At 60.6% G+C, this 25,864-nt stretch carries 21 protein-coding genes; 1 reads left to right on the top strand and 20 read right to left on the bottom strand.

From position 1 onward, the window contains the following. Positions 1-51: 51 nt before the first annotated feature. The 8 genes from HZB60_12875 to pdhA are packed head-to-tail and all read right to left on the bottom strand — an operon-like array spanning position 52 to position 6,733. A complete protein-coding gene (locus HZB60_12875) occupies positions 52-351 on the bottom strand; it encodes an EthD family reductase (GenBank protein ID MBI5060660.1) in 300 nt (99 codons plus the stop codon). Between the two features lie 15 nt (positions 352-366). Continuing rightward, positions 367-798 carry a thioesterase gene (locus tag HZB60_12870; GenBank protein MBI5060659.1) on the bottom strand — a complete coding sequence of 144 codons (432 nt, stop codon included), beginning with the start codon at positions 796-798 and terminating at the stop codon, positions 367-369. Then, positions 795-1,454, bottom strand: coding sequence for a hypothetical protein (locus HZB60_12865; GenBank protein ID MBI5060658.1), 660 nt, complete (start codon positions 1,452-1,454; stop codon positions 795-797). Before HZB60_12865 ends, HZB60_12870 begins: the two co-directional genes overlap by 4 nt. A 1-nt stretch (position 1,455) precedes the next feature. Next, positions 1,456-2,814: a dihydrolipoyl dehydrogenase gene (gene lpdA, locus HZB60_12860; protein MBI5060657.1), complete on the bottom strand. Its 1,359-nt coding sequence runs from the start codon at positions 2,812-2,814 to the stop codon at positions 1,456-1,458. A gap of 6 nt (positions 2,815-2,820) precedes the next feature. Further along, on the bottom strand, positions 2,821-4,149 hold the full coding sequence (locus tag HZB60_12855; protein MBI5060656.1) for a 2-oxo acid dehydrogenase subunit E2: 1,329 nt from the start codon (positions 4,147-4,149) through the stop codon (positions 2,821-2,823). 26 nt (positions 4,150-4,175) lie between these two features. Then, positions 4,176-4,565 (bottom strand): four helix bundle protein, encoded by a 390-nt coding sequence (locus tag HZB60_12850; GenBank protein ID MBI5060655.1) that lies wholly within the window; start codon positions 4,563-4,565, stop codon positions 4,176-4,178. Positions 4,566-4,583: 18 nt separating this feature from the next. Further along, on the bottom strand, positions 4,584-5,567 hold the full coding sequence (locus HZB60_12845; GenBank protein ID MBI5060654.1) for an alpha-ketoacid dehydrogenase subunit beta: 984 nt from the start codon (positions 5,565-5,567) through the stop codon (positions 4,584-4,586). A 2-nt stretch (positions 5,568-5,569) separates the two neighbouring features. Then, positions 5,570-6,733 carry a pyruvate dehydrogenase (acetyl-transferring) E1 component subunit alpha gene (gene pdhA / locus HZB60_12840; GenBank protein ID MBI5060653.1) on the bottom strand — a complete coding sequence of 388 codons (1,164 nt, stop codon included), beginning with the start codon at positions 6,731-6,733 and terminating at the stop codon, positions 5,570-5,572. A gap of 369 nt (positions 6,734-7,102) precedes the next feature. On the opposite strand from pdhA, the gene HZB60_12835 reads away from it, so the two are divergent. Further along, complete coding sequence (locus tag HZB60_12835) at positions 7,103-8,665, top strand: PQQ-dependent sugar dehydrogenase (protein ID MBI5060652.1); 1,563 nt, start codon at positions 7,103-7,105, stop codon at positions 8,663-8,665. 195 nt (positions 8,666-8,860) lie between these two features. On the opposite strand, the gene HZB60_12830 is transcribed toward HZB60_12835, so the two are convergent. The 12 genes from HZB60_12830 to HZB60_12775 form a co-directional block, all read right to left on the bottom strand. Then, a complete protein-coding gene (locus tag HZB60_12830; GenBank protein ID MBI5060651.1) occupies positions 8,861-10,033 on the bottom strand; it encodes a right-handed parallel beta-helix repeat-containing protein in 1,173 nt (390 codons plus the stop codon). A gap of 127 nt (positions 10,034-10,160) precedes the next feature. Next, complete coding sequence (locus tag HZB60_12825) at positions 10,161-10,403, bottom strand: helix-turn-helix domain-containing protein (GenBank protein ID MBI5060650.1); 243 nt, start codon at positions 10,401-10,403, stop codon at positions 10,161-10,163. A 71-nt stretch (positions 10,404-10,474) separates the two neighbouring features. Further along, positions 10,475-10,828 carry a PH domain-containing protein gene (locus HZB60_12820; protein ID MBI5060649.1) on the bottom strand — a complete coding sequence of 118 codons (354 nt, stop codon included), beginning with the start codon at positions 10,826-10,828 and terminating at the stop codon, positions 10,475-10,477. A gap of 136 nt (positions 10,829-10,964) precedes the next feature. Then, on the bottom strand, positions 10,965-12,275 hold the full coding sequence (locus HZB60_12815; GenBank protein ID MBI5060648.1) for a sigma-54-dependent Fis family transcriptional regulator: 1,311 nt from the start codon (positions 12,273-12,275) through the stop codon (positions 10,965-10,967). Between the two features lie 17 nt (positions 12,276-12,292). Beyond that, positions 12,293-14,476, bottom strand: a complete 2,184-nt coding sequence (locus tag HZB60_12810; protein MBI5060647.1) for a HAMP domain-containing histidine kinase — start codon at positions 14,474-14,476, stop codon at positions 12,293-12,295. Between the two features lie 351 nt (positions 14,477-14,827). After that, complete coding sequence (locus tag HZB60_12805; protein MBI5060646.1) at positions 14,828-15,964, bottom strand: ABC transporter permease; 1,137 nt, start codon at positions 15,962-15,964, stop codon at positions 14,828-14,830. Next, entirely contained in the window at positions 15,964-17,070 is a 1,107-nt protein-coding gene (locus HZB60_12800) for an ABC transporter permease (protein MBI5060645.1), read from the bottom strand. Before HZB60_12800 ends, HZB60_12805 begins: the two co-directional genes overlap by 1 nt. Continuing rightward, the gene (locus HZB60_12795; GenBank protein ID MBI5060644.1) at positions 17,067-17,858 is read right to left on the bottom strand and encodes an ABC transporter ATP-binding protein; all 792 of its coding nucleotides are present in this window, start codon (positions 17,856-17,858) and stop codon (positions 17,067-17,069) included. The genes HZB60_12800 and HZB60_12795 overlap by 4 nt, the downstream gene beginning before the upstream one ends. Beyond that, positions 17,855-18,763 carry an ABC transporter ATP-binding protein gene (locus tag HZB60_12790; GenBank protein MBI5060643.1) on the bottom strand — a complete coding sequence of 303 codons (909 nt, stop codon included), beginning with the start codon at positions 18,761-18,763 and terminating at the stop codon, positions 17,855-17,857. Before HZB60_12790 ends, HZB60_12795 begins: the two co-directional genes overlap by 4 nt. Before the next feature lie 47 nt (positions 18,764-18,810). After that, positions 18,811-19,713 (bottom strand): efflux RND transporter periplasmic adaptor subunit, encoded by a 903-nt coding sequence (locus tag HZB60_12785; GenBank protein MBI5060642.1) that lies wholly within the window; start codon positions 19,711-19,713, stop codon positions 18,811-18,813. After that, positions 19,710-20,441 (bottom strand): TetR/AcrR family transcriptional regulator, encoded by a 732-nt coding sequence (locus HZB60_12780; protein MBI5060641.1) that lies wholly within the window; start codon positions 20,439-20,441, stop codon positions 19,710-19,712. The genes HZB60_12785 and HZB60_12780 overlap by 4 nt, the downstream gene beginning before the upstream one ends. A gap of 161 nt (positions 20,442-20,602) precedes the next feature. Beyond that, positions 20,603-25,801, bottom strand: a complete 5,199-nt coding sequence (locus tag HZB60_12775) for a hypothetical protein (GenBank protein ID MBI5060640.1) — start codon at positions 25,799-25,801, stop codon at positions 20,603-20,605. Between the last annotated feature and the right edge of the window lie 63 nt (positions 25,802-25,864).

The raw sequence follows: 25,864 nt of genomic DNA, 5'->3' as shown, positions 1-25,864 counted from the left end.
GATCCCCAACTGAAAGGGGGGATGGGCGAGCGCAGAAATCGAGCTTGTCCATCAGACCGTCTCGGCGGTGTAGAATTCGATAATGTCGGCGGCGAAGCTCATCAGATTGGCTCCGGCGGCGGCATTCTCGGCGGATTTCATGGCGGCTTTGAAGCTCTCCTTGTCGGCGAACTTCAGAGTAGCCATCTGATAGAACTTGGTCGGACCATCCTTGCCGGGCCAGAACTTGACGACTTCCATTCCCGCGAGGTGCGGAATCTGCTTTGCAAGCGGCACGTGCGTGTCCCAGTAGGCACGCTCGAACGCTTCCGGATCGGCGGGTTGTCGATAGAGTACGACGAAATGAACCATGAGGAATCTGGGGGATTAGGCGTTATGCGCAGCGGGAGCGGCCTGCACCGGCGCGGCCTTCGCGGTCCGGTGAATCTCTTGGACTCTGGTTTTGGCCAGTATCACCTGGTGCACCTCGCCGTTTGCAATCAGACGGTCGCCATGCAGGATCTCGTAACTCGCCGCGAGGTGATGCGCGCGGCAACGCGTGGCGGTGACGATGATGTCGATTTCCTGACCGGCCAGCGCGGGCGAGTGATGATGAATCGTCAAGCCGGAGCCGATCCCCTCTTCGTCCGGTTCGAGGAACGGTTCGAGCATCAATCGCGCGGCAAGTTCGGCATGATGCGCGGCGGTATAGGTCGAGTAGAAAGGATGAATCCGTTTGCCGCCGAGGTCCACGGTCATTTTGGGATGAATGACGATGTGCAGTTTGGTCTGCAGACCGGGATGAAGTCCGGGTTTCACGCGGGGAGTCTCGTTAGTTCAGTGGTGAATTCTCGTTCGACGGCGGCGGAGAATTGCGCGAGGGAAGGCGCATAGCCGTGTTCGGCGAGTGAAGTGACGAATTCGGAATGCGGACGATTTCGGCGGTAATCGGGCGTGCGCGGCGGAAACAGCAGATAGCGTTCCATGAGTTCCGTGGATCCGCCGGCATTGATGATCGCATGGTAGAAGACGCGTTCTCGATTGCGATAGAGCGCGGTTCCGGCGAGCTTTCGATCGCGCAGCGCGATGTCGGAGATCCCGCGAAAGGCAAGCTCACGAACGCCAAGCGACTCGAGGGATCGAATCAACAGCCGCGCGAACCGAGCGAAGTATTCCGCGGAGGGGAGCTGGTCCGTCGTATACAGCCCGAACGAGGCGACGAACATCAACGGGGTGAGCAGTACCGCGCAGCCGCCCGTGGGCCGCTGATAGAGGGGGACAGCATCTGCGGCTGCGGCGTCGCCGCACACTTCGGCCTCCAGGTGGGAACCGCGGCCGATCACGACGCAAGTGTGCGGCGGTTGCCACACGAGGCATCTCGCAGCCTGAACCGACTCCAGCAGCAACTCAGCGTCCGGCAGGTCATACGCCAACACCGGCGCGGATGCGGTCGTCTGCGTCGTCGCTGATCCCATCTCAGATGTGAAGCGGTTTGCCCATGGCCTTGAAGCCCGCTTCCATGATCGACTCGCTGACGGTCGGATGCGGATGCACGACGGCGTACAGGTCATCGAGCGTAGCTTCGAGATTGACACCGAGAGCCACTTCGGAGATCAGGTCGGTAGCGCGCGCGGCGACGATGTGGACGCCGAGCACTTCGCCGTATTTCTCATCGGCGAGCATCTTCACGAATCCTTCGGTATTGCCCTCGACCAGAGCCTTGCTGTTGACCTGCATCGGAAACTCGCCCTTCATGTAGGGAATATTCCGCTCGGCCAACTGCTCCTCGGTCAGACCGACGGAGGCAATTTCCGGATCGGTGTAGATGTTGATCGGGATCTTCGCGTCATTGATTCGAACCGGTTTGCCGAGCAGGTGGCTGACGGCAACGCCGGCGTGCGCGGAGGCATGCTGAGCGTAATGCGTGCCGGTTACGTCGCCGATGGCATAAACGTGCGGCTGATTGGTCTGCCGGAACTCGTTAACGTTGACAAAACCCTCGTCGGTCAGCTCAATCACCATGCCGTTCAGCTTCGGCAAGACCGCGGCGCGCGTAGCACAGTTCAGCACGATGTCACATTCGATAAGCTCCTCGCCGATCTTCACTCCGTGCTGTGCCATGGTCGGCATGGGCGATTCGAGCAGGACGCGGATTCCGAGTTTCCGAAAGCGCTCGAGCAGGTAATTGGAGAGCGCGGGATCGATGCCGGGAATCAGTTTGGACTGCGAGGCAACCACGGTGACCTGTTTGCCGATCAGCCGGAGCAGACTGGCCATTTCGCAAGCCACGGTGCGGCCGCCGATCACGACGATGCGGTCAGGAATGTCGGCGCGGGCGTAGAAGTCGTCGATTTCCACGACGAAGTCGTCGGGCAAGTTCGCGGCGAAGCGCTTGCGATCGGGCCGTGAGCCGGTGGCGAGAATGAGTTTCTGGAAACCGTAGCTGTTACCGGCGACCGAAATTTGATTGGCACCGCTGACTTCCGCTTCGCCGCTGATCACCTCGACGCCGTTCTTCTTCATCAAGAATTCGACACCCTTGACGAGCTTGGTCACGATCTTGTCCTTCTCGGCGACGGCCTTCTTCCAGCTAAACTTCAGCGCGGCATTGTCGATGCCTTCAATGCCGAAGCCCGCGGCCTGCGCTTGGATGCGCGCGAAGAACTTGGCGGACTCCATCAGGCGGCGCGACGGGATGCAACCCCAATTGAGGCAACAGCCACCAATGCGGGCCTTCTCGACGAGCGCGGTCTTGAGTCCGGACTGTCCGGCGCGAATTGCGGCGACATAGCCGCCGGGGCCGCTGCCGATAATGATAACGTCGTAGGTTTTCATGACGAATTACTGCATTAACATACCGACCGGATCGGCCAGCGACGCCATGATGTCCTTGATGAAGCGCGCGGCATCACCGCCATCGACAATACGATGGTCGAAGGACAGCGAGAGCGGTTGGACGTGCCCGACGACAACCTCGTCTTGAGCATTGACCACCGGGGTCTTGAGGATTCGCCCAACACCGAGAATCGCCACTTCCGGGAAGTTGATGACGGGCACGCCGTGCGTGCCGGTAATCGCGCCGTAGTTGGTGATCGTAAACGTGCCCTCGCGGATTTCGTCGAGCGCGAGCTTGCGGGCGCGGGCACGATCGGCGAGGTCCTGGATCGTCTGCGCGAGGTTAACGATACTGCGCCGGTCGGCATCGCGAATCACGGGGACGATCAGGCCGTCCGGCGTGTCCACCGCGAGCCCGATATTCACATAGTGGTGATAGAGCACGCGGTTGTTTTCGAGATCGAGCCGGCAATTCAGTTTCTTATGTTGCGCGAGGGCCATCGCCACGGCCTTGACAATGAACGGCATGTAGGACAGCTTGACGCCCTGCGCGGCGAACTGATCTTTCTTTTCATTGCGGAGCGCGACCAGTCGCGAGACCTCAACTTCTTCGAAGGCGGTGGCGTGCGGCGCGGTGTACTTGCTCTGCGCCATGCGCGCGGCGACGGTCTTGCGCAGTTGTGAGAGCTCTTCGACCGAAGTGCGCTCGCCGGGTTTTACCGGCGTACTGAGGATCTTTGGTGCCGTGTAGGCGGGCGCGACCGGCGGTTTGCCGCGAAGCTCGTGGGCGCGCTGGATATCTTCCTTCATGATGCGGCCGCCCGGGCCGGTGCCGCGAATCTGGGTGATGTCGAGGCCGAGTTCGCGGGCGATGCGGCGAGCGACGGGAGTCGCGGCGATGCGGCCGCCGTTAGCGTGCGTGGCGGGCAGCGCAGTTTCCTCCATGCCCTCGCCGGTCGCCGGCAAGTAGTCGTCGGTGGTCGCAACTTCGATTTGCCCGACCACGCCGAACCCCGTTTCCTCGACGGGTTCGTCCTTGCCCTTGGCCACCGCGGCTTGCGGCGGCGCGGCGGCAGTGGGGTCAGTCAGCGGTTCCCCGGCGCCCGCGATCAGGGCGATGATCTGACCGACGTGAATAATCTGATTCACGGCGCCATAGGTTGCGGCAATCACGCCGGTCTTGGGGATCGGGATGTCGGTGACGACCTTGTCGGTCTCGACCTTCATCAGCGGATCGCCTTCCTTGACCTGATCGCCCGGCTTGACATACCACTCCAGCAGCTTGCCTTCGTGAATGCCTTCGCCGATATCGGGGAACTTGAATTCGAGTGCCATGGGAACTATGAAAGATGAACTATGAACTATGAAGCAGACGCTGAATTCGTCAGCCGTCGCTTCACTTTCTTCTGGATCGCGGTCAGGATCGCAATCAACTCGTCTGTCTCTTGTACGAGCAGTCTCAGTTTAGCGGCGCTGACGATTTTGCAATCAACAAGGAGTTCCAGCCAGTAAGACGTCTCGTCAAGTTCTTGCAACGCCCCTTGCAGCTTGTTGACATAGTCGGCAGTCGACTTTGCACGCACTGCCTCGCGGTTATGCGCACCAACCGAAGTTCCCGACCGCAACACCTGCGAGCCAATTACCTGCGCGGGCTTTGCCGGAGGAAGTGCTGAAAACAGCTTGACGATCCGAACACTAAAGCTCTTGGTACGAACACGAAGGTCAGCACCACCGTCTGCTTCAGACTTCATAGTTCATACGTCATACTTCTATACCGGGTAACTCATTACTTTCTTCACCGCGAACACTACCCGTTCCGGCGGGAAGAAATAGAGATCCTCGTTTCTGGGGAGCGGCGGAACGGTGTCGTTGCCGCAGAGACGGGCGGGCGGAGCTTCCAGATACTCGAAGGCCTGCTCGTTCACCCGCGCGATAATCTCGGCCCCCGCACCAAAAGACTTCGCGGCTTCGTGCACAACGAGCAACCGGCCGGTCTTCTTGACGGATTCGACGATCGTCGCGGTGTCCAGCGGGTAGATCGTTCGCAAGTCAACAAGTTCGACCGAATAGCCTTCCTTACTGAGCGGTTCAATTGCCTGCTGGCAAGTGCGGATCATCGCACCGTAAGCGACGACGGTGATGTGTTTACCTTCCTGCACAATCTTCGCCTTGCCGATGGCGATACGATAGAGACCGTCGGGCACATCCTGCTTGATCGCGCGGTAAATGCGTTTGGGCTCGAGGAACATCACGGGGTCGTCGTCTTCAATCGCGGCGATCAGCAGGCCTTTGGCGTCGTAGGGAGTGGAGGGCATGACGACCTTGAGTCCCGCGATATGGCCGTAGATCGATTCATTGGAATCGGAGTGGAGTTCCAGCGCTCGCACGCCGCCGCCATTGGGCCAGCGCACGACAATGGGCAGCGGACGCTGACCGCGAGTGCGATAGCGGAACCGCGCGATGTGCGAGGTGATCTGGTTCATGGCCGGGTGTACAAAGCCGTCGAACTGCATTTCGATGACTGGCCGCAGGCCGTTGATGGCCATGCCGACGGCGGTTCCCGCGATGGACGACTCCGCGAGCGGGGCGTCGAAGACGCGATGCGCGCCGAATTTCTTTTGGAGGCCCTCCGTCGCGCGAAACACGCCGCCCTCGACACCGACGTCTTCACCGTACACGATCACATGGGGATCGTCGGCCAGCTTAAGCGCGATGGCGTTGTTGATCGCCTGAATCATGGTCATGACCGCCATGCTTACTTCCCCTCCTTCCAGGCGAGGAACTGTTTAAGGTCGGCGAGCTGTTCACGCAGCTCGGGACAGAGGTCTTTGTAAACGTGTGTCATGATCTCTTCGGGCGAACTGGCCTGATGGTGCTCGACGACCCTCACGGCCGCCTCGATTTGCTGCTCGCACTCAGTCCTCCACGCCGCTTCCTGCTTGTCGTTCCAGAGCTTCTTCGATTGGAGGTACTGCTTGACGCGGGCAATCGGATCGCGCGGCTTCCAGACTTCCTCTTCGGTCTTATCACGATATTTGGTCGGGTCGTCGGAGGTGGTATGCGCACCCATCCGATAGGTTTCCGCTTCGATCAGGACCGGTCCGTTTCCGGCGCGCGCCCAGGCGACGGCATCACTCGTGGCGCGATAGACGGCGAACAAGTCATTGCCATCAACCTGAATCCCGGGCATGCCATACGCGATAGCTTTCTGCGCGATCGTCTTCGATTTGGTCTGACTCGTGCGCGGGTAGGAAATCGCGTATTGATTATTGTTGCAGAAGAAGATGACGGGGCAGCTGAAGACCGCGGCCCAATTCATGGCTTCGTGGAAGTCGCCTTCGCTGGTCGCGCCGTCGCCGAAATAGACGATCGCGACTTCGGAGCCGCCTTTGTACTTGATGGCATGCGCGATGCCCGCGGCATGCAGACATTGCGATGCGATCGGCACGCTCTGCGGCAGTACGCGCATGCCGTCGGGAAAGACGTTTCCGGCTTCACTCCCCGCGCAGAGCAGGTACCAGCGATCGAGCGGCACCCCGTGCATGAGTTGCGCGCCGAGCTCGCGATAGGCCTGGACGAGCCAATCGGTGCGTTCAATGGCCATCGCGCTCCCGACGGCGCACGCCTCTTGCCCGATATTCGGCGGCAAGGTGTAGAGCCGACCTTGTCGCTGCAAGCTCACGGCGCGGAGATCGGACGTGCGGGCCAGCAGCATGATCTTGTAGGCATGGATCAGCCGTTCGTCATCGACCTGCGGAAACCACTTCGGATTGATAATCTCGCCGTGTGGGCCAACAATTTCGAGCTTCTTGCCGGCGAGCGGGTCAAAGCTCTCCCACAGGGTGGCCGTGGAGTTGCCACCCTTTGGATTGCGCTCGCCGGTAAGTTGAGCAGAGTTCTGGGACGCTGGTACACTCATGAAAAGACCCTGTGAATGCTGGGCGGGGCCATCGGTAATCTTACTGAATCTATCAATATAGCAATTTCCGTGGGGCGAGAAAAGCACCGCTGGCGTGGTTAGGCATGTCACAGTATGTGCTAAACGCATTATTATTATATCGTTAGACGTTGATACAGTATCGCCAGAGCCATCGTCGTGCCTCTCAGAGCCCCCGTCTTGTCCACAGCGCCATTGAAGGATCCTTCACCGATGTCACAGCGTCATATCCACCACTGGCGATTTTGAAAATTTCCGGAGCGGAGATTGACTCGAGTGGCGAATCGATCTATCTTCAGAGCAGGGAAAGAATTCAATCTGAACGAACGCGCACACATGAGGTTGTTGAGCATGAAGATACATGGTCGCACTTTGTTAAACGCGCACACGGTACTGATGCTGAGCGCAACCTTGCTGTCCGTGGACAGTGCCTCTGCCCTGCGAACAAACCGCGTGGCGAGCGGATTGCAGCGCCCGCTGTTCGTTTGCGCGCCTCCCGGCGACTCGACGCGCCTCTTCATCGTCGAGCAATGGACGGCCAGCATAAAGATTCTGAATTTGCAAACCAATGCGATTAACCCTACGCCTTTCATTGACTTAAATTCTGTGACCGTGGGCAGTGGTAACGAACGCGGTTTGCTTGGCATGGCCTGGGATCCGGACTGGCCAGACTCGAACTACTTTTATGTTCACTACAACAACAACGCGGGCAATTCCGTGATTGCTCGGTACACTGTCTCGGCCAACCCGGACCTCGCCGATTCATCCAGCGGAGTCCTCATCCTCACCGTGATTCAGCCGTCTGGCGGGAGTTTTCAGAATCACAAGGGAGGCATGATCGCGTTTTCGCCGCTGGATGGGTTCCTCTACATCGGCATGGGAGACGGCGGCAGCGGCGGCGATCCGGGCAATCGCGCGCAGTCCGACACGACGCGCTTGGGCAAGTTTCTGCGGCTCGATGTTCGCCCACTGCCTTATACAATACCGGTATCGAATCCGTGGGCAACGGACACGAATTTCGTGAAGCGCGAATTCTGGTGCAAGGGCGTGCGCAATCCGTGGCGCTGGAGTTTCGATCGCGTGACCGGAGATATGTATGTCGGCGACGTAGGGCAAGGCGCGCGCGAAGAGGTCGATATCGAAACGGCAGTTGCACCGGGCGGTCGGAACTACGGGTGGCGTTGCATGGAAGGCTTCCTTTGTACGGGCTCCTCGGGATGCACGTGCAACGATCCCGCGTTGACACTGCCGGTGCTCGACTACCCGCATACGCCGCACTGCTCGATTACGGGAGGGTATGTGTATCGCGGTTGCCGGATTCCTGAACTCTATGGCCGGTATGTCTATGCTGACTACTGCTCGGATTCCATCTGGACATTTCTCTACACGGGTGGCACCGTCACGGAGCGCATGAATCGCACGGTCGATCTGGCTCCGGATAGCGCCAGGGTTATCGGCGACATCAGTTCATTCGGCGAGGACGGCAGCGGAGAGCTCTACCTTTGCGATCTCGCCGGCGGCGAGGTGTTCAAGATCATGCCGGACACTCTGGCGGACTGCAACGGCAACGGCTGCGCGGACGCCTTGGACATCCTGCTGGGGCGCAGTGCTGACGTCAACGGCAACGAGATCCCCGATGAGTGCGATTGTATCGCGATTCCGGCGGACGATGTCGTGATCAACGCGGTGGCCGATTCCGGGCAGGTGCGCATCAGCTGGCTGGCCGCGCCGGGCACGAACGAGCGCTATCGTGTGTATCGCAGCGTCGAACTGGACGCATCGTTTCCCGCGGCGTGGACGCTGATCGCGGACAACGTAGTACCGACGATACCGCCTGCTTCAACCACTGCGACGGACACGATTGGAGCCTCCGCCGAAGTTCGATTCTATGTGGTCACGTCGCTCTGCCCGTGATCGTGTAGTGGCTCTCGCCGGGGCAAAGCGGGAGCGCATTTGCCGGCTGCCCGGCGGAGCGCGATGTTGTTAGAGGACCTTCTGTTCCGTGAGTCGTGCGCCACGGAGTACTCCGGAAGCTGGATAATCATACAAGAGATAACACGAGAGGCGACCGCGCGGTCGCCTCTGGTATGATCAGCCTGCAAAATCGTGTTATCGCGCGGCGGGACCGCCCCAGATTCCCAACGCTGCCGGTGTGCCATCCGCATTTGTGAACAGCGTATCGCCGGCCGTGAGCGCGGGCGAATCGGGTAGCAGCCGGAAGTCAACGGTGTCCGCGAACATCGGATCAGCGACGAGAAATGCGGAGGCATCGTGCCCGAGCACGTTTCCCGCCGCGTTACTCCACAGCAAGTTGTTCCGCACGACCCACGCTCCGCTCGTGTCACTTTCCTGGTTCATGAACCCGACGCAAGGGCAGACCCATTGCTTGCGCCAGCCGTTCCCTGCCGAGATATTGTTGACGATGCGTCCGCGCGCGCCGTGGTTCCAGATGGCGATTCCACAGTTGCCGTTTTGCACGACAGTATTCTGTTCGGCAATCATCGTGCTTTCGCCGGACGCGATCAGCCCCCAGCCGAGGTTGTCGCGGATCAGGTTGTTGCGCGCGATCACCGTGGAAGTTCCGAACGAGCCGAGGCCTTTCCAGTAGTGCGAGATGCGATTGCGCAGACATGTTGCCGTGGCGTCCCACGTCACGCCGATCCCTGCGCCGCGCCCGGAGTCGATGACGCAATCGCTAATCATCGCCGTGGCGCCGCGATAGAGCGCAATGCCGTCCCAACTGTTGTCGATGATCCGGCACTGCGTAATCCAGGCTTCGCTGCCTTCGCGGATCATGATTCCCCCGATACCGACAATGGTGGAATCGAAGTAGTGCGTGTTTCCGCGCAGCGTGCAGCGGTGGATCTTCGCCGTGCTGTGTTTGATGACGATGGCGGCGTCCGTGGCGCTGCCGTCGCGGTCACGCGCACCGCCCGTAACCGTCAAATTCTCGATCACGATTCCGCGTGCGTTGAGTAAGAACAGGCCGTAACCGGCATTCGCAACCAGCACGGTCGAGCCGTCGGGCGCTCCCTGTACGCGGAGCGGTTTGTCCGCGATGCGGAATCCGACGGTAGCCTGAACGCGCGTGCGGTGCTCCCGGCAATTGCCGCAGGTTTCCTCGGAATAGGGCTGCGGACTCGCCTCGTAGCGACCCGGGGCAATCACGAGCGTGTCCCCCGCTCCCGCGGAATCAAAGGCGGATTGCAGGTCCTGATCGACGTGTAGCACGGCGGCTGCCGCCATAGCCGACACGCAGAGTAGAGTTACGAGCGTCTTCATGCCGGAGAATCTACGGCGGTTTTGGCGAAAACGCAAGTCGAATCGAGCCACAACCGGCCGGCGGTTTCAGCGATCCGGTGGGACGCCGGCGCACCGGTTCGGCAGTTTGGCCGACTGCCTCGGTCGGTCAGCCGACCATCGCTTCGACCTCGCTATCCGTCGGTTGATCTTGCAATCCTTCCCAACGGGCGAAGATGCGCTGCAGCTGGCGCCGCGAAAGTCCCAGGATTTCGGCGGTCTTGGACTTGTTCCCTCCGCACGAATCGAGGATCGTATTCACCAGTTCATATTCGAATGCGCGCATCGCATGCCGGTGGTGCACCGGATACTTGTTCCGCGAAATCTGAACCAACTCCAGAAGCTCATGCATATTGTCCCCGTTAGTATGCCATTGCTAAGGCAAATCAAGTTCGGATGTGAGGCCGTTGCGCGGTTGGCGATTCAGCGGACGATGCGCAGCCCGGCGTTAGTCAAAGCGGTCTCGAGCGCGGAGCGGTGCCCGAGGTTCGTCCAACGAATGGCTTGCCATCGCGCGCCGAGTTCGACGTCGGCGAGACCAAAGAGGCGCTGCCAAAACGAGGAATAGACGCGAACGTATTCGATGCGGTCCACATCCCAGGTTCGAATTTGCTTGCCCCAACGCATCAAATGGGAACGGACCTCAGTCAATCGTCGATTGGTAATCCGGTACGCTGTGGGAGCGACGAAGAATCGCAACGGCGACGCCCACGGGCTCACGCGGCCCTCCCATAGTAACACCTCAGGCTCGCTCCAGATCGTAGTTGGCTCAGGCATGCCGCGTCACCTCCTTGCAGAGCCAATCTACAAAACCCGTCGCGAGTCGGGCCATCCATTCATTTCCATATATTATATAAGGTTACAGGTCTGACATCGGGACCGCCGGGAGCTTTTCCGGTGAATGGAGGCACACTCAATGTCGCTTGTACTTGTTCAGATAGTAGCGGAGTTTGTCCCGGTTGAGTCCGGACACTTGTTCCATCCGGGTCCAGTCGCCCGCGCCGATTCTGAGCAGGTCGGAGTAGTACAGCTCTTCGATCTGTGTCATATAACTGGCGAACGGCGGGAGCCCAAGTCCGAGCGCCAGCCGTCCGGGCGCTCGCAATGCCGCTTCGATGTCTTCCGCGTACACCTTCGTGCGACCGAGGCCGTAGAGGCGGCCGAGCAGTTCGCGGAGTTCATCGAGATTCCCGGGCCAGGCGTAGGACTCCAGGGCCAGCCGGGCGCCTGTATCTAATTCTATTGGCCGCAATCCCGTTTCATACCCCAGCGTCTCAATCAGATAGTCGCAGAGATCCCGGAAGTCCTCGGCGGAGGCCAGGATTCGTTCGTGCACGGACGGAATCCGGATTTCGCTGTCGGCCACATACTCGGCAAGGTCTTTACGCAGAATGTCGCGCCGGAGCGCAACCTTGATCCCGCATTCCGTGGACGCGATCAGTCGTACCGCATCGGCGGATCGGACTTGTTCAAGTAGTTCGCCCTGGATGTCCACCGGAACCGCATCGATATGGTCAAGAAACAGCGTGCCTTCGACGGCGGACTCGATCTTGCCGACGAGCCGGCTGCGGGGAGCCGAAGTGTGGTCTCGTGAACCGAACAGTTCACTCGACAGTGAATCGGCTGAAGCGCCGCGACAAGTGACGACGACAAAGTCGCCCCGCAGCGACGGACGCATGAGTTGACAGATGGTCTCGGCGAGCTGCTTCTTTTCGGTGCCGGCGGGTCCGGTGAGGGTAACGGGACGGCGGTGTCGCGCGGCGGCGCGGATCTCCTGCCAGAGGGCGATCATCAGCGGACTGTTTCCGAAGATGCCGCGTTTACGCAGGAGATCGCGTTCGCGCCGCCGGCGCTTCTCGTAACGTGACACGGTGCGTTCGAGCACGGCCAGCAGAATCTCGGGCACGTCCTTCTTGTCCAGGAAATCATCGGCACCGCCCTTGACGGCGGCGACCACGACTTGATAATTGGACTTGTCGGAAATGAAGATGACGGGCAACTCCGGCAGCGTCGCCTGCAACCAGCGCAAGATCGCGAGCCCGTTGAGGGATGATGCGCGCAGCTCGTTATCCAACAACACCGCGTCAAAGTCGTGGGCCCGCACGGCCTCTTCCAGACCCTCGGATCCGGTCAGCGTCGTGACCTGGAACCCGGATCGGTCGAGAATGCGCAGCCGCACTTGGGCCTTGTCAAGTTCATCTTCGATGTACAGAATGTGTGGCATGGCGTTGGTGGTGGTGGTCAAATGCGCGGAAATCGCAGGTGAAATATCGTGCCGTGTCCCCTCTCGCTCTCGATCCAGATTTCGCCGTCGTGGTCGAGGACCGTCTTGTGAACAAACGCCAAGCCGAAGCCGGTGCCTCCAACTTCCGCGCGGGTGGTAAACCCGAGCTTGAAGACGTGCTCCAGATTTTCCGGGGCGATTCCCTCACCGTTATCGCTGAAATCAAGGTGAACCCAAGTCTTCGTGCCGGACGAGCGGGACGTCTCGGTCATGGAATAGACTCTGACCGTGATCTGAGGCTTGCGATCCCTTAGGCCGGCCAAAGCCTTCATCCCGTTATCCAACAGCATTTCCAGCAGGACCTGCAGCTGTCCGGCGTCCGCATCCACCAGCTGGATACCGGGTTCGATATCTAATTCGATCCATGAGGCTCGCGAGGTACCATTGCGCGAGCCTAATTCCGTGCGAACGAAAGCGGCGAGGTCAACGGCGTGCCGCGTCAGCAGCTCGGCGTTCACGTACTTGCGAATCGAGCGGATAGTATCGGTGAGTCGGCGCTTGAGCTGCTCAAAATCGGCCCGGGTTGAAATGATTTCTCCGAGCAAGTCAACCGTGACACTCTTCGACTGATACTCGAGTTCAGACAGTCTGTCTCCGAATTCTTGAAGCGGGGCACCTTGTTGGTGTCCGATGTGCCGCACCACGGCCATGAGTTCGGCGAGTCGGCGCGCTTTCGCATCGGCTTCGCGCTTCTGTTCCTGAATCCGGCGGTACTGAAATCCGACGAGTGTGATGATCAGCGCGGTGACGAGGCCGATCGCGATCCAGGCCAGGCCCCACACGATTCGCCGCATCCACCACCGGGCGTAGTCGGGATTGTGTTCGTAGTGCGTCAGGCTGACTCCCCGATCGTCCGCCAGCCAGAGCACGGCGCGGTCGGCGCTGACGAACTGCTCGTGATACTGGCTGACATGGACCGGCGATTGCGCGACCACTCGGAACGACGAATCGAGCACGAAAGTTGTGCTTTGATGCGAGCGCGCGATCAACTCGCAACCGCCGTCGAGATTGAGGTCGGTCTGCGCCACAATCGCGAGATAGGGTCCGACGGCAGACACGAAGGCGCCGCTTTCGGAATGAACGGCCATCTCCGATTCATTGTGGTAAACCAGGAAACCCGAAACGCTGTCCCGCCGCACAAATCTCGGTGTGAGGGCATACCCGCCGCCGATGCCGGAGAAGACCGTTGAATCCAGCGTCGCGCCGCTGCGCGGATCGAGTCGATAGAGCGTATTGGGCGGACCGCTGGTCACCCCCGAAGTCCGCAGCGCGAGCAGTCCGCATTCTCCCCCGGCTGTGCGCGTGAATTTCGCGGTGATGCCGGGGAAAGGCGGAGGCCAGCTGCGGCGCCACAACTGCCTTCCGGCTCCATCGAGTAGTGCCAGAAAGCAGCTATCATCGGAGCAGCCCTGATACCGAGCGCCATTAGTTGGAGCATAGCTTCCGATCAGGATTTCGGGAGCGCCGTCGCGATCGACATCGCAGGTATCCGGATCCCCGGGTGGCGCCGCGGTCCAATACGACCACAACTCGCCTCCGGTTCGTGCATCGAGCGCAATCAGGCCGCGTGGCTGCAATCCGTATGCGGATCGCACGCAACAGATCAGTCGCGTGGGCAGACCATTCGACGCGGGTAAGATTTGACAGGACGTGACTCCGGCGTCCCAGACGTGCTGGCCGCGGAGTTCCGGCGGTTGGAGGAGATCGTGCCTCCACAACTCGACCAGACCCGGCCATTTCCAGCACACAAGCCCGGACGAGTCGCGAGCGCCGTACGCGACGAGGATGTCGTCGATACCGTCCCCGTCGGCGTCAGCCTGAGTAAGCCGCTCGATCGGTAACCTGGCGTTGCGGACGAGCACGACCGCCCCGCTGGTATCGTGCCATTCGAGATAGGTAAGCCAGCGGCCTTCTGCAATTTGGTATTCGCTGGTCCACGTGACGCCGTATTTCGCGCTATCGGGGTGAGGTTGAAACAGGCCGATCTGCACCTTCACAGTGGTCGAATTCTCCCATCGGCGGACTCCCTCAAACCGATACGGCAGCGGCCGGGGCTCCCAGCGCAACGCAACGAGGCTGATCGTCGTGATCAGCCAGAGGGCCAAGAAGGCTCGGAACGGAAACGGCAGGTCGGGAGGCATCAGGCCGGAATTGCTTCACAATCATCAGACGACACCTGTAATTTAGCACGCGGAGAGCAGAGATTCCAGTGCAGCGCAAAGAAATCCAAATTCGAGGCCGACACGAGTGCGACCAAAGTGTCGCAGTCGGCAAGCGGACGCGGCCTGCCCTGGCGGGCAGGGTGACACCAAAATGGCCGGTAACTGTATAATCCCATACACAGGATACACACCATTGCTCGTGATTATCATCTAATGCACCAAAGTCGCGAGCCGGGGCGAATCTGGCGAATCCCGCAAAACAAACTGCCGCCCCCTTTCGGGAGCGGCGGCAAGCTGGATGGCCTCGCGGCAAGTCAAGGTCGTTGGCGCTCAGGCGAGGCGCCGACGGAACCTCAGAATCGCGGTGGAGAACGTGATAACTCCAAGTGCGGCGAGGGGCAACAGGTTTGGCAGGACGTCTGAGAACTGTGCGCCCTTGAGAAAGATGGCGCGCAGGATGGCCATGAAATAGCGCATCGGATTAGCATAAGTCAGGTACTGAATCCACTTGGGCATGTTCTCGATCGGGTAGAAGAACCCGCTGGTGAGGATGCCGAAGACCAGGAAGAACCAGACGGTGAACATAGCCTGCTGCTGCGTGTGGGAAACCGTCGAGGCGAGCAGACCCCCGCCCAATGTTACGAGCAGGTAACAAAGCGAGCAGAAGGCGAGCAACGAAACCGAGCCGACAAAGGGCAGGTCGAACCACCACACGGCAACCGTCGCGGCGATAGCCAGTTCGAGGTAAGCCAGAATCGTGAACGGGATCAGCTTTCCCGCGATCATCTGTCCGGGCCGCAGCGGGCTGACGAGCAGTTGCTCCAGCGTTCCGATCTCCTGTTCGCGAACAATCGCCATACCGGTCAACATCGCGGAGATGACGGTCAGCAGGAGGGCCACGATCCCGGGGATCATGTAATATCGGCTCACCAACTCCGGATTGTAGAAGAAGCGGGTCAGGGGTTCAATCCGCCGGAGGCCATTGGCGAGTCGCGGACTGGAGTCACGGATTTCCACGAGTTTCCGCAGGGACTCCTGGCGTAATATTCCTTCGGCGTAGCCGACCGCGCGTCCCGCGCTGGAGGAATTCTGGCCATCGACGACGATGCCGATTGTCGCATGCCGAGCCGTCAGCAGATCCCGGGCGTAATTGACCGGGATATTGATCCCGATATCGGCGGCGCCGCTACTGAGGAGCACCTCCAGCTCGTCACTGCTCTTGACCACGGCCCGTTGCTCGAACAGATCACTGGTCAGGAACGCTGACGCAAGCTCGCGGCTTTCCTGCGTGCAGTCCTGATCGAGCACGGCCAGCCGGACGTTTCGCAGGTCGGTGGTCAAGGCGTACGCCAGCACGAGCAACTGAATGGTCGGCATGACAAACACGATACGCTTCATCTGTGGGTCGCGCCGGAACTGGATGAACTCCTTGCGCACGAAGAAGAGAATGGGTCTGAGGCTCTTCATCACTCGATTCGGGCGTTGAACTTGCGCGCGGCGAGTGTCAGCAGCAAGACACACATCACCAGCAGCACGCCGGCCTGAACCGGAAACCAGGCATCTCCTTTGAGCATGATCCCGCGAATGATTTCAAGATAGTAGGTCGCCGGCATGACGTGGCAGATGTATTGCAGCGGCAGCGGCATGCTGCGAATCGGAAAGATAAAGCCGGAGAGCATGATCGAAGGGAGCATCGTGGCCAGCAGCGCGACCATCATGGCGACCTGCTGCGAATTCGTAATGGCGGATATGACGAGTCCGATGCCGAGCGCAACGCCGAGGTAAATGATACTATAAGCCGCCAGCACGAGCCAGGATCCCTGCATCGGCACGCCGAAGACAGTGCGGCCGATCATGATCACGAGGGCGGCATCCACGGACGCGATGAGCAGGTAGGGCAGGACCTTGCCGATGATGACCTGCGGCGCGCGGATCGGTGTGGTCAAGATCTGTTCGAGCGTGCCGTTTTCCTTTTCGCGAGTGATCGCGATGCTGGTCAGCAACGCGCAAATCATGATCAGGACCACCGCGACGAGACCGGGGACGACGAAGTGCGCGCTGACGAGTTCCGGATTGAAGAAGATTCGCGGGCGCGGCTCGATCGGCATCGCCCCCACGCCCAGCCGCTCGATCGCCAACTCACGATTGGCCCGGGCAATCAGCGCGTTGAGGTAGTTGTCAACGGTGGCGGCAGTCGTGCCGTCGGCGCCGTCAATCATGACTTGAATTCGGGTGACCGCGTCGGTCGCGATCGACGCGGCATAGCCGTTCGGCAGCACGACGACGGCGTGATAGAGGCCGCGGCGAAAGGCGGGTTCGATCTCGTCGCGCGAGCGGAGTTCTCCGACCACCACGATGAATTCGCCCGCGGTCATCTGCCGCACGAAGTCCCGACTCTGAGCCGTGTGGTCGAGGTCGATCACCGCCACTCGCAGTCGCTTCATCTCCATGTCGATCGCATAACCATACAAGACGACCATCATGAGCGGCATCAGGATGGCGACGGCAAGACTCCGCGGATCGCGCAGGATGTGCAGAAACTCCTTGCGGGCGATGGCCCAAACGCGTTTCACGAGTCACTCCGCGCGGACGGCTCGACCAGCGCCAGAAATACCTGCTGCATGGAATCCGCACCGAGTTGTCGTTTCAATTCACGCGGCGCGTCCAGCGCAATGATTTTGCCGCGGTCCATGATGGAGACACGGCCGCAGTACTCGGCCTCATCCATGTAATGAGTGGTGACGAAGATCGTGGAACCGGCGTCGGCCAGCTCATAGATCAGGTTCCAGAATTCGCGGCGGGCGACGGGGTCAACGCCTCCGGTGGGTTCGTCGAGAAAGACGATTCGCGGCCGGTGCAGCGTCGCGCAGCCCAGCGCCAGTCGTTGTTTGTAGCCGAGCGGCAGCGATCCCGTCAACATGTTGCGCTGGGATTCGAGCCCCAGCCGCGCATAGAGTGCCGCGCTGCGCTCGCGAATCTCGGGCATCGTCAGCCCGTAGATGCCCCCATAGAACGTCAGGTTCTCCGCCACGGTCAAATCGGCGTAGAGCGAAAACTTCTGGCTCATGTAGCCGATCCGGCGCTTGATTTGATTGGTCTGTGACGAGATCGCGAGACCGTCAACCCACCCCTCACCCGCGGAGGGCAGGAGCAGTCCGCAGAGCATGCGGATTGCCGTCGTCTTGCCCGCGCCGTTGGCGCCGAGGAATCCGAAGATTTCGCCTTGGCGAACATCCAGATTGATCGCATCGACGGCCACGAATTTGCCGAAGCTGCGGGTCAAATGACGCGCGCGTACGGCGATTCCCTCCAGGCTGCCGTGACGCTCGTCAGGGACAAGAGTAGCCGGTGCGTGCGTCATGCCGCGTCGCTCGCGCCACTCATCAAGGAGACGAAAGTATCTTCAATGGTCGGTTCCACGGTTTCCAGCTCGATGTCCAGATCCGCCAGTAGGTCGCGGACGATCTGCTCCTGCTCGGCGGATTGATGGACGACGTGCAGGCGGTCGCCGAAGCGATTGACGGAGACGGCGGATGCCAACGACGTCAACTTGCGCCGCGCGCGATCGAGGTCCTCACCTCGCACCTCGATCAGCCGCTGTCGAAACAGGCGCGGGACGTCAGCCGGAGCGCCGAGGCCCAGCACTCTGCCGCGATGCATGAGCGCTACGCGGTCACAGAGTCCGGCTTCATCCATATATGGCGTACTGACCAGCAGCGCTTTGCCCTCGGTCGCGAGGTCGCGCAGAATTGTCCAGAATTCCTGCCGGCTGACCGGATCAACTCCGGTCGTCGGTTCGTCAAGAATCAGCACTTCCGGAGTGTGAATCAGCGTACACGACAGCGCGAGCTTCTGCTTCATGCCGCCGGACAGTTTGCCCGCGCGCCGATGGCGAAACGGGCCCAGCCGGCTGAATTGCATGAGTCGTTCCTCGCGTTGAATTCGCTCGCGGGCCGGGACATCGTAAAGATCCGCGAAGAAACGCAGATTCTCGGCGACGGTGAGATCCGCGTACAAGCTGAATCGCTGCGGCATGTAGCCGAGATGATGCTTGATCTTGCGCGCTTCACTCACGCAATCGTAACCGAACACGCGAACCTCGCCCGCGTCGGGCAGCAGTAACGCGCAGGCGATTCGCATGGCGGTGGTCTTGCCCGCGCCGTCGGGCCCGATCAGACCGAAGATCTCGCCCGGTTGCACCGCGAACTCAAGACCGTCAACGGCGACCGTTTCGCCGTAGGACTTGCGGAGTTGCCGGAAGCGGATGTAGCCGAGATGGCGGGCGTCCGCGGCGGACCCTTCCTCCTGGGGGTTCACAGTTTCACTTCGGCCGGCATGCCGATATGCAGTTTGCCGTCGGGATTGGCGATCCGCAGCTTAATCGCATACACGAGCTGCGTTCGCGCGGAGCGGGTCTGCGCGTTCTTGGGCGTGAACTCCGCTTCGGAACTGATCCACGCGATTTCACCGCGCAGCGATGCGCCGTCGAGCGCATCGACCAACACGTCGAGTTGTTGGCCGATCTTGACCCGTGCGAGATCCAGTTCCCCGAGAAAGACGCGCAGTTCGAGCTGCGACAGGTCCGCGATTCGCATCAGGGTAACTCCGGGCGCGGCCATTTCGCCCGGTTCGATTGTCCGCATCAGAACCGTACCGGAAGCCGGGGCGAGCACGACTCCGTCCTTCATCTGCCGGTCGAGCACCGCAAGTGTCGATTGCAGCTTAAGTGCTTCGGCTTCGATTGCGGCGATTTGGTGAGCGGCCCCCGAAACTTGGGACATCGCCACGGCTCGTTTCGTTTCCGCTTCGTCAACCTGTTGTCGCGTAACCGATCCCTGTTCGAGCAATGCGCGCAGGCGATTATAGGTGAGTTCCGCCAGGTCCAAGCCATGTTGAGCCTGCGACCGCGCATCGCGAGCCACGAGCTTTTGTGCGGCCAGCGTCCGGCCATTGGACTCCGTCTGCGCGCGTTGCAACGACAGCAACTCCGTGTCGATGACGACCAGCGTATCGCCTGCCCGCACCGGATCACCGAGTTTCGCCCGCACTTGCAGGACGCGCCCCGCCAGCAGCGAAGCGACGTCGATCTCCGTCGCTTCCAGTGTGCCCGACGGATTCAGGACTGCTTCGCGTTTCCCGCAACCGGCCAGGCCGATCAGCGCCGCGAGTGCGACGAGTGAGATCCATCGCGAGGTAGTAGAGGAGAAGTTCTTCATGTCGATTTTGGTTCCACAAGGAGTGCGTGCTGAAGCAGCTTCGCGAACACCTCATGGCGTTCTTGCCAGGCGATTTCGGGGTCGCCGCTGTTTTCGCGGGGGATCAATTGAAAGAGCGGCCCCATAAACACGGAACTGTAGGCCAGTGAAATCACAAATTCACGCACGGCGTCCACGGGCAGGCTCCGCACTTCGCCGGATGCGACAGCCTCGTGGTACAGTGCCGCGAAGACTTGCGCGAACCCCTGCGGACCCAACTCCCCCAGCGAACGGACAACCTCTCGGACCTGCGGCGCGCCGTTGGCGATTTCGCGGCGCATGATCGCGGCCGTGGTGGGTGAGTCGCGCATCGCTTTCATGATCAACAGGGGGAATTGCATGAGTCGCTGCGCCGGAGGCAGCTCGGCTTGAATGCTGTCGGCGACCTGCTGAAACAGCTCGAGGATCATCCCGGCGATAGTCCGACGATAGAGCTGTTCTTTGCTGCCGAAGTAATAGTGGATCATGGCCAGATTCACTTCAGCGGCATCGGCGATTTCGCGGGTGGAAGTGGCTTCGAGGCCTTGCTCGGCGAACAGGCGGCGCGCCGCGCTCAGGATCCGGCCCCGTGGCGACCCCGGCTCCGGCGGTCGGAGGTGTTCCGGGATTCGGTTTAGAATTCGGTCAAAGCCGTCATCCGCACCGTTCCTGATCGCCGGATTTCTGTCTGCTTGATCGGCCAAACTCATTCAGATTATCGCTTTACGTAATAGATGCAGTCAGTCAACTGATTAAGTCAAACGATAATATAAGCACCGCGAACTGAAAAGTCAAGTCCCGGGGCAAAAAGCGAAGGGCACACCTTCCGGCATGCCCCTCGGCGTCTTCAAACGAAGCACCTTGCTAACAACTACCGGCGGATCGACCCATCGATCTGCACCGGAGTACTGCCCTCCGACCCGTCACTCTGGCCGACTACCGCGGTGACCGTGAAGAAGGTACTTCCGGACAGTGTAGCCAGATTCTCGATCACGAATTCGGACGACGTGGATTCGCCAATCAGCAGCTCCACCGCCGGAGCATACTCGACGTCGGAATTCGCGTAGATGCGATAGCCGCTGACCGGGATCGCGTTGCCGTTCACGTCCGTCGAAACCGGTGACCAGCGCAATTGCACCGCGACCTGATCCTTGTGCTCGCCGACCATAACGGTGTGAATCGTCAGGTCGTCGATGGCGGACGCGGCGATCTCACCGACCGTAGCGACGGAGATCTCTTCCGACCATTCGCCGACGTGCCCGGCCGCATCGATCGTCCGCATGCGGAAGTAATAGACGGTCGCGGGAGCGAGGCCTTCAATCGTCGTGTAGTAAGTATCCCGATTTGCGAGCGCCGGATCCTGCTTGGCATCCCACAGCGCGTCAAGCTCGGTGATGTCCGGGTGCGTGCCCAGATAGATCTCGTAATGCGACGCACTGATATCATTCGACGGCAGCCAGACGAGCTGAATCATCTCCGTCGTCGTCCAGCTTGACGGGGCGAAATTCTCGACCGGTTCCGGGGCCGTCAGATCGACGTTCACGCTCCAGTCGTCGGCGATGCCTGCGGTTTGCTCGTCACCGCTGTAGCCGATGTTGCCCCACTCGTCCGTGGCGCGCAATTCGTACCGCAATCCGGCGCCTTCGGTCGGGAAGGTCGCCGCAATCGACATGACCCCCTCTGGGTCCTGTCCGAGAATAACCGCCGGCTGCCAACCCTCGGCTTCCTCGTAACTGCCGTTGCCATCGAGGTCGGCCCGGATTTCGAGCGTCGATAGATCAACCGCGCTGGCGTCAATCACGCGAACCGGGATGACGACCTGCTCGGTGTTCCACCAACTGCCATGTTCGTCGGCGTGCGGGTTTTCCAGCAGCGGGCCGCTCTGTTCCGGCATCGCGCTGGCGCTCACGATCTCCGAGAAGTCCGACGCATTCCCGAACTGATCCCGCATGCGAACGGCGAAGAAGTACGGCAGATTCGGTTCCAATCCATTCACGGCGAAGAGTCCGCAGCCGATTTCGGCCAGTTCGAGATAGTCGTTCGAGCTCAGCAACGTGGCGTCACTGAGGTCCCCGTTCATCCCGTAGGCGAGGTCGTAACCCGCGAAGAAGATACTGCGGGCAGCATCCCACGACAGCGTAACGCTGCCATTCGAGTTGTCGGCGACCTCGAAGCCGGTAATCGTCGATGGTGCCGGGGCATCCGTGACGGTGCCGCAAATCCGGATGTCATCGATCGACCAGGCGGCAGGCTGCGAACAGCTGCCGGTGAATTTCCAGCGGAAGCGCGCACCGGTCGCGCCGTTGAAGACGACCGACAGGTGACGGCTCGCGATGATCGTATCGTTGCCGATCAAGGTCAACAGGTCGAACGGCCACGTATTGCCGCTGTCCAGTGACGCTTGCAGGTAGCCAAAGGCGCCCGGATTGTCCCGCATCTTGGAGACAAAGCTGATCGTAAGATCACTCGCTCCCGTCAAATCGAGAATCGGAGACACCAGATATTCGAGCGCGGCCACTGCCGTCCCTTGCAGAGAAGTTTGCGGAGCGAAGTTGCCGTCACCGAAGTTCTGAATGTGCCATGGATCGGTGGTCGAGCCGAGATGCTGGACGGTCCAGCCGGCGGGCAGATTGGCCGTCGCGAACGACTGTCCGAAAATCGCGGGCTGATCGACGGTTATGGTGACGTTCACCGAGGGCACGCTTTCGCCGCACTCGGCGGTGTACGCGGAAACCCAATAGACGTTATCCCCTCCCGGCGGGCTGTCGAAATACCAACTCACGTCGGCCGCCACCGTGTCGAGGGCTGCGCCATTGCGGTAGATGATGCTCCCCTCGGTATCCGGTGTCGGGTCCCAGGTTAGAATCACGAGGCCGCAATTGCTCTGATCGATGGCCAGGTTGGTGGGGGGCGGAGTGTTGCCCTGCCGTTGGCCGTTAACACTCGCGCTGGGGAGTCCCGCGCCGCAAGCATTGGACGCGGTGACTTGATAAGCATGCGGGGCGTTGTCGCCCGGATCGTCCACGTAGCTGTCCGTAGGGTGATTGACCGTGGCAATCGTCGCACCGTCCCGGGTGACGATGTAAGTCAACGCGCCGCTGGATAGCGACCAGTTGACTTCCAGAGTCGGACACCCGGCGAGGATGGTAACGGAGGCCGGAGCCGCCGGTCGCGGAGCAAGTCCGCCGGAAGCAGGCGCGGAACTCGCGCCTTCACCGCAGACGTTGTAGGCCACGATCGTATAACTGTAAGTGACACCGACTTGAGCCGTTCCGTCCGTGAACGTGAGCACATTCGCCGCCGTGCCTCCGATCCGAAGGCCATCGCGACGAATCTGGAACGAGTCTTCCTCGGCGATGTTCGACCAATCGACCACCACGGTTGCGCAGAGGTCGTTGGTCGCGGTCACCGTGCCAACGGGCGGCAGCGCACCTGATGTGCGTGTCCCGTTGTCGGGAGTAGAAGCCGGTCCAGCGCCGCATAGATTATACGCGACGACGGTGTAGGCATAGGTCACACCCACGGCAGCCGTAACATCCGCATAAGAAGTTGTGCCTCCGGAAACGGCGGCCAAACGTACAGCACTGCGGAAGACCACAAAGCTGTCGATACCGGCCTGCGCATTCCACGTGATCAGGACCTGCAGGCAGTTGTCATCGGAAGCAACGACGTTCGTGACCGGACCCGCCGGAGCGTGAAGGGAACCCTGCACTCCGTCGCTGATCGTTCCGTTACCACAGGTGTTGACGGCCTGGACCTGATAGGAATACACGGTTCCGGGCACGGCGGTCGCGTCCGCGAAGCGGACCACGTTTGCAGCGACGGTTCCAATCACTGTGCTGTTTCGCAGCACGCTGTACTGCGTCTCCCCGGCGACATCGGTCCAGGTCACGACCACGGAGTCACAGCGGGTCGCATTCGTCACCAGCACACCCACGACTTGCGGCGGCGTCGTGATCCGCGAACCCGCGTCGAACGCCGAGACTTCACTGGAGCCGCACTCGTTGTGTCCGACCACCCAGTAGCGGAACGTGACTCCGAACGTCGCGGTGTTGTCATCGAACGTCGTGTCATTGGCCGCATTGGTCCCGATGGTCTCCGGATTAGAGCCATCGTTGTTCGAGCGGACGATTCCGTACGAAGTCTCCGTGGCGACATCGTTCCAGACGACGTTCACGACGTTGCAGGTGTTGTCGCTGGCGGTCAATCCGGTCGGCGTGGCCGGAGCGCCGGCCGTGCGCGTCCCTTGATCTTGCCCGGCCTCACCCTGCCCGCAGGCATTGAATGCCGCAACTCCGTAGGTGTAAACGGTACCCGGAGTCGCGGCATTGTCCGTAAAGCTAACGGCGTCCGCACCAACCGCGCCGATTTGGTTTCCATTTCGGGTCACCACATAACCGGCCTCGCCGTTCACGTTAGTCCACGTGATGAGAACATTGAAACAACTCGTGTCCGTCGCGACCACGTTGGGAACCACCGGCGGAATACCCAGCCGGGTGCCGTTATCGGGCGTACTCTGATCACTCTCGCCGTCCACATTGAAGGCGGAAACGGTGTAGCTGTACGTGGCTCCAGAGGCCGCCGTATTGTCCGTGAAAATCGTGACGTCCGCGGCGGTCGAGCCCAGCAGCACGGCATCGCGATAGACATTGTAGCCCGTTTCATTCACGACGTTGTTCCACGTGACCACGATATTGTCACACAGATTGTCCGTGGCCTGAACGGTCGGCACCGGGGGCGGCCCGCTGCCGCACGATCCGTTGTCATGCACGGAGGCGTCGCCGTTTCCGCACGCGCCGCCGGTCCCATACACCCAATACTGCCGGACGACACCCTGTGTGCAATTGATGTCGGTGAAGGTGATAATGTTAGCTGCCACCGTGCCGATTTGCGCCGGGCCGGAGCCGTCCTGATTGGCGCGCCAGATGGAATATCCGGTCTCCCCGGTGATATCGCTCCAGTTGAGAATCACGGTGCTCGGCTGATCATCGGAGGCGCTGAAATTCGCGGGCGCCAATAGATCGAGATTGGAACCATTATCCGCTGCGGAAGGCGTTCCCTCTCCGCAGAGTACGTTCTTGCCGACAACCGTGTAGGCAGCGACACCCGCGGGAGCGCCCGTATGCCGCACCGAACGCGCACCGGGGACACCCTGCGCGACGATGGCGGCGACACGCACGCCATTGCGTTTGACCAGGAAGGAATCGACCCCCAGGTTTGTACCATAGCTAAACGAGACCACGACCGAATCGCAGAAATTGTCGCTGGCTGTCACCGCGGTCGGAATCGGCGGCTGCGGGGGGCGCGTACCGCCGTCGCTGATGCGCGAGGAGACGGACGAATCTGCCGGGTCTGTGCAGACTCGGCGTGCCTCGACTCCGTACAGATAAGTCTGGCCGGAAGCGGCGGTGCTGTCGCTGAAGGTGAAATCAGTGCCGCCGGCATAAGCAGTCGAACCGATTAGTATCCCGTCACGATACACGAGAAATGAGTCCACGCTTTGCACCGTGTCCGAGTAACTCCAATTCACGTCGATCAGCGAACAGAGGTTGTCGGTAGCCGACATCGCGGTCGGGGCCTGCGGCGCGGGGCAGCCGGCGCACGGCTGATCGATGCAAACCCAACCCGTCGTGTTGACTTCCTGAATGCCCGACGCCAACGTAAACGAGGCGCACTGCCAGTGAATCCCGCCGAAACACACGCGTAGAAAATAGACCGGCGGATTCGGAAGCTGGATGCACGAGTTAAACGTGTCCTCTGAGTAGAACATACCGCAGAGACCCAGTAACTCGTCACCATTCATGACGAGCGTGCTGCGATCGCAGTCATTGGCACTGTCGGGTGGCGTAACCCCGCAGATCGGCGGCGGCGGGTCGTCCGCGTCCGGTCCGTTATTATCGTTATCCCAGAAGATCTGGATCGGGGTCCCGTCCGGGATGCACACATCGCCGCCACAGGTCGTGGTTAGCGTGGTTTCAAGATTATAGATAATCGCGGCGAACGGCTGCGCCCAGGCAGCCACGCTGAACAGCAACAAGGATAGGCAAAGAAAGCAGATCTGCTTGATCATAGTCGTTTACTCCTTAGGCAGGACGGAGACCGGAATGTCCATTAACATGACTAAGGTACGGGA

It is taken from the genome of candidate division KSB1 bacterium, from assembly GCA_016214895.1.
Taxonomy (GTDB): Bacteria; Electryoneota; RPQS01; order RPQS01; family RPQS01; genus JACRMR01.
The sequence above is the reverse complement of the archived record's forward strand: the minus strand, read 5'-3'. Positions and strand labels throughout refer to the sequence as shown.